Origin of the sequence: Erwinia sp. JUb26 (assembly GCF_003751505.1) — a bacterium.
Lineage (GTDB): Bacteria > Pseudomonadota > Gammaproteobacteria > Enterobacterales > Enterobacteriaceae > Erwinia.
The window spans coordinates 1-4664 of the sequence record NZ_RJVB01000018.1 but is presented as its reverse complement, the minus strand read 5'-3'; the positions used below and the strand labels follow the sequence as shown (position 1 = coordinate 4664).

General features: G+C 47.5%; 4 protein-coding genes and 2 pseudogenes. All 6 read right to left on the bottom strand.

Going from position 1 to position 4664, the window contains the following annotated elements:
- A pseudogene (locus EC836_RS24480) lies at window positions 1-240 on the bottom strand (hypothetical protein); the annotation flags it as partial.
- A gap of 277 nt (window positions 241-517) precedes the next feature.
- Window positions 518-745 (bottom strand): T6SS immunity protein Tli4 family protein, encoded by a 228-nt coding sequence (locus tag EC836_RS25185; RefSeq protein ID WP_158612814.1) that lies wholly within the window; start codon window positions 743-745, stop codon window positions 518-520.
- Window positions 646-1500, bottom strand: a complete 855-nt coding sequence (locus tag EC836_RS24475; RefSeq protein ID WP_148050405.1) for a T6SS immunity protein Tli4 family protein — start codon at window positions 1498-1500, stop codon at window positions 646-648. Before EC836_RS24475 ends, EC836_RS25185 begins: the two co-directional genes overlap by 100 nt.
- Window positions 1501-1693: 193 nt before the next feature.
- Window positions 1694-2677, bottom strand: a complete 984-nt coding sequence (locus EC836_RS24470; RefSeq protein ID WP_148050404.1) for a T6SS immunity protein Tli4 family protein — start codon at window positions 2675-2677, stop codon at window positions 1694-1696.
- 107 nt (window positions 2678-2784) lie between these two features.
- Window positions 2785-4314, bottom strand: coding sequence for a triacylglycerol lipase (locus tag EC836_RS24465; RefSeq protein ID WP_123337987.1), 1530 nt, complete (start codon window positions 4312-4314; stop codon window positions 2785-2787).
- Between the two features lie 2 nt (window positions 4315-4316).
- Window positions 4317-4664: pseudogene (locus tag EC836_RS24460) on the bottom strand (DUF2345 domain-containing protein); the annotation flags it as partial.

Below are 4664 nucleotides of genomic sequence, written 5' to 3'. Positions count from 1 at the left end.
CTCAAACGCCGTTCGCCAGTTTTCCACCACGGAACGCCGCCAGCGGTCGTTCAGGCTGGCCGCCGAGGGCTGCAGCACCGTTTCCCACGCCTGCGCCAGCGGCTGGACAAACAGCGTGTGGCCGAAGCCGCTCCACTCTTCGCCGAGGCTGGCTGCGATCAGGCTGCCGTACTGCTGCGTGTCGGTCAGGTCAACGCTTTTCCCCTGAAACACCGTCTGCGCCAGCGCCTGCATCCTCTCATTTTGCCGCCGGTGAGAGTAAGTAAAGCCATGCTGACCTACCCTTTTATTGCACTATATAAATCGCTGCTCCTGCCGCAGCACCTTATTCCGGTATATTGACCTTCACTGTATTCCCCTGCCTAGAACTAAATACCCTCAAATAGACCGCCATTTTCAGGAGAATGTTATATTATCGAGAGAGTAATAGATATTGCGAAGGAAATACCATCCAGCGCAGACAATAATTCAATTATTTCACGTCACGTAGCGATCATCATTCCTTTTGGCACCTAATTCAGAATGCTCCGTGGCGATATCTGAACGTTCTGGTGATTCTGTCCCAGATATCGACAAGCTGTGAATCAGTATAGTTTTTCGTTTCCAAACCAGAATTATTCAACTCAACTGAAAATACCGGATGCCTTAAATCGGCGATATCCTCATTACCATAAAACGTGAATCTGTAAGCAGAAACTCTTTTTTCTTCCGGTTGATAGATATCCTGCCCCCCTTCACCAGCCATTCTTCTGCATTTATTTCAGGTAAGTTTACAACCCCTTTCTTCAGGGTGTGAGCGCCAATCCTGATAAGGGTGGGATTTATTTCACCCGCCCGTCCAAGCAGAGTTCCATCTTTTCGAAGGTTACTATTGCTGTTAACAATAAGACCAAAGTCATCACTATTATATATAATGTTAATGATATCATTCGACATACTACCCACGTCGTAAATAAAACCGTCTGGAATACAAACCCCGGGCTGTTCCGGCACCTCATCATCCTTTCTCCCTTTTATTCTGGATAGCAGAATTTTCATTTCTTCCAATTTCTGAGGTTTATTGTTCAGGGCATCTTCCCTGGTTCCACTGTTTAAGTAATCATCCATGTCCTTTTTATATTTTGGATCAGACAGGTCACGAATAGTAGTTGTTACGATAAATGCCACGCCATTATTATAACGATGACCTTCAAGAACCCGTCCGAATCCCGGAACACTCCCATTTACGTTACGATCGAATATCACTGTGTTTTCATTTATTCGGTATACCTGCTTCAGAAAAGGGAGATACTTCGGGTCGACTGTAGGACTATTTTTTAACTCCTGTTCTCGTAAGCGAACACGTTGCTCAAACGCCGGAGGATACAGTCGCTTGCTGGATATTCTCATCTCATTGATATTTACCTGTCCCACCGCCGCGTTATTAAATGAAATGGGTACATCAAAAAGGTAGCGACCGAGACACTGAGGTTTGGTCTGCTCAAAAAGTTTATCTGTCATTTGTTTTTCCTCTGCCGTTAAAGGAGCTGCCGGCCACGGACGGGTAAGCAACCAGATAATCGTAAAAAGGATGAGTAGGATAACTATCAATCCCAGCCACATATGCCTTACACGCATGAGGTCACCTCACTGGCCATTTTTATAATCGAGCATAACGAGTACTTCGTGTTAAGACGCCGTGTCCGGCTCTGACTCAGAATGCTCCGGGGCGATATCTAAACGTTCGGGTGATTCTGTCCCAGATATCGACAAGCTGTGAATCGGTATAAGTCTTCGTTTCCCTGCCAGAATTATGCAACTCAACTGAAAATACCGGATGCTTTAAATCGCCCGTTTTTTCGTTACCGTAGAAATGAAACGTGTAATACGGAACACTTTTCTCTTCCGGATGATAGATCTCCTGCTTTGCTTTCATCAGCCACTCTTCTGCATTTATCTCCGGCAGATTAACGGCCCCTTTCTTCAGGGTGCGGGCCCCAACACGGACAATGGCAGCATTTATTTCACCCCCCCGCTCCAACAATGTGCCGTCTTTGGCCAGGCTGTTATTGCTGTTCACAATAATTTCAAAATCATCCTGTTTATATATCAAAGTAATATCATCACTCGATATCCTACCCGCATCGTGAATAAAACCTTCTGGAATACAAACCCCGGGCTGTTCCGGCACCTCATCATCCTTTCTCCCTTTTATTCTGGATAGCAGATTTTTCATTTCTTCCAACTTCTGAGGTTTATTATTCAGGGCATCTTCCCTGGTTCCACTTTTTAAGTAATCATCCCTGTCCTTTTTATATTTTGGATCAGACAGGTCACGAATAGTAGTTGTTACGATAAATGCCATGCCATTATTATAACGATGACCTTCAAGAACCCGTCCGAATCCCGGAACACTCCCATTTACGTTACGATCGAATATCACTGTGTTTTCATTTATTCGGTATACCTGCTTCAGAAAAGGGAGATACTCCGGGACGACTGTAGGACTATTTTTCAACTCTTGTTCTCGTAAGCGAACACGTTGCTCAAACGCCGGAGGATACAGTCTCTTGCTGGATATTCTCATCTCATTGATATTTACCTGACCCACCGCAACGTTATTAAATGAAGCGGGTACATCAAAAAGGTAGCGACCGAGACACTGGTGTTTGGTCTGCTCAAAAAGTTTATCTGTCATTTGTTTTTCCTCTGCCGTTGAAGGGGCTGCCGGCCACGGACGGATGAGCAACCAGATAATCGTAAAAAGGATGAGTAGGATAACTATCAATCCCAGCCACATATGCCTTACACGCATGAGGTCACCTCACTGGCCATTTTTATAATCGAGCGTAATGTAAACTTCATTGCCACAGAGAGACCGTTTTCCGTATCAGTATCTCCCACGGCATAAGCACCCTCATGATCGACATCGGCAGCGAGCAGTGAACGGATCCCGGAAAATGCGATACGCCCGGCACGTAGCGGTACGGTACCGTCGCCCGCGCCACCGGAGGAGGTTAATTCAAAGGTTTTACCCGCTACGTGTCGGTAAACGGGGAGGTCTAAAGGCACGCCCATCACCGGCCTCGGAGCCGGGATCTTCTGCCATATCAGATGATCATCCGAAGGGTATCTTTCACTGGCACCGTAGAATGCGTAGGTACTGGAATGATATTTACCGTTTAACTTTTCAATAAATTCTATGACGTCATTTTTTAATCTGTCCTTATATCTTTCCCATTCTATAACCGTATCATCCAGCAATAAGTCTTTCTCGCACAGTCGCCACCAGTCACTCTCATCAAGATAAATTTCCGTATAAGGATCAGACTTCGGCTTATCCATCTTTTCCGTAGCGCTGTGAATTTTCAACCATCCCATCCCGTAGGCCTTACCCGGCAGCAGCTGGAGCGGGCCGGGTGACTGGGCCAGCACGGGCATCAGGTTCGCCGCGTCGGCACCAATTACCGCCCCGACAATACCCCGCTCGCCGGTTTTCATCCGACGATATGCCGCCGGAGAGCCCAGATCCGGCATCACTCCGTGTACGATGCCCAGGATATTTCCCCGGCCGTTCATATTTTCTGAATAATGCCGGGCCACCAGACCGCCCATGGAGTGAGTCACCAGAATGACTTTATTAACAGCAAGTCTGCCGCGGTAAGTACCTAATACCTTTTTTATATATCGGTCGAGATTATCGGCCGAATCGGCATTTGACTTCAGCCAGTTATAGCCAAAAACATGGACGGGAAAAAGATAATCGTAACTCCGCCTGACCTCAGCCTCCGTCAGCGCCTCTTCGCCTTTCTCTGCCCCTAAGTCTTCACCAATCAGTAACTGTCGGGCCGTTCGCCTTCGGGTACCATCGATCAGGTTATCAATCAGAATATGACCATCATTCAACATACATTGCAGAATATGCAGCGGTTCACCGTAACTTTTATAAAGCGCGCTGCCCCACCCACGAGCAGCCCTGGAGGGAAACATCCTGCCGTCAAGATCGTCGTAAAGTACCTTACCCGTTAAATCGACTTCGGTCGCAAGGGGATTCAGCAGCGCCTTTCTTTGTTCTTTGGATTTAGTTGTCCATGCCAGAGCATCCGCGCCTTGAAACAGGTCTGCACGCCAGACTTTTTTATCAGAGTCTATCTTTTTGAGATTTGATCCCATGACCCCCGGCAGAAAAACTACTGGTATCACCTTTTCCGCCACTTTTGGACAGGCAACCACCAGATTGTCTTCAGCTCTGGCATTGGGCAGGCTGTAGTAAGCCCGTCCATTTTCATCGTATTCAGGTCGGATCACGATCTCTTTTTCTGCTACTTGCATCATGGTTATTTCCCTTCTTCGAACCGTAGTTTGTCCGTCACTACATCAACCTGTTTCATCAAAACACTCTTTCCATCTTCAGATGTTGAGAAAGTTTGGCTGTCTGCATCCTCAGCCTTAATGGCCAGTTTCTGCCCCGGCAGAGCCGAACCATCGTAAGAATGAATCGCTTTAGGCGTATAAGAAAAATCAGCGCTTTCCCAGCTCTGCGCCGCCAGTCTCATACTCTGCCCCCCGAACTTCTGCCACACCGCCGCCCGCTGGATGATTTTGTCCGGCGCCCCACACTCCACGATACCGTCAGCAATGCGGATATAGCCGCCCCCGCTGGCCAGAATGATTTCCTGCTTCGC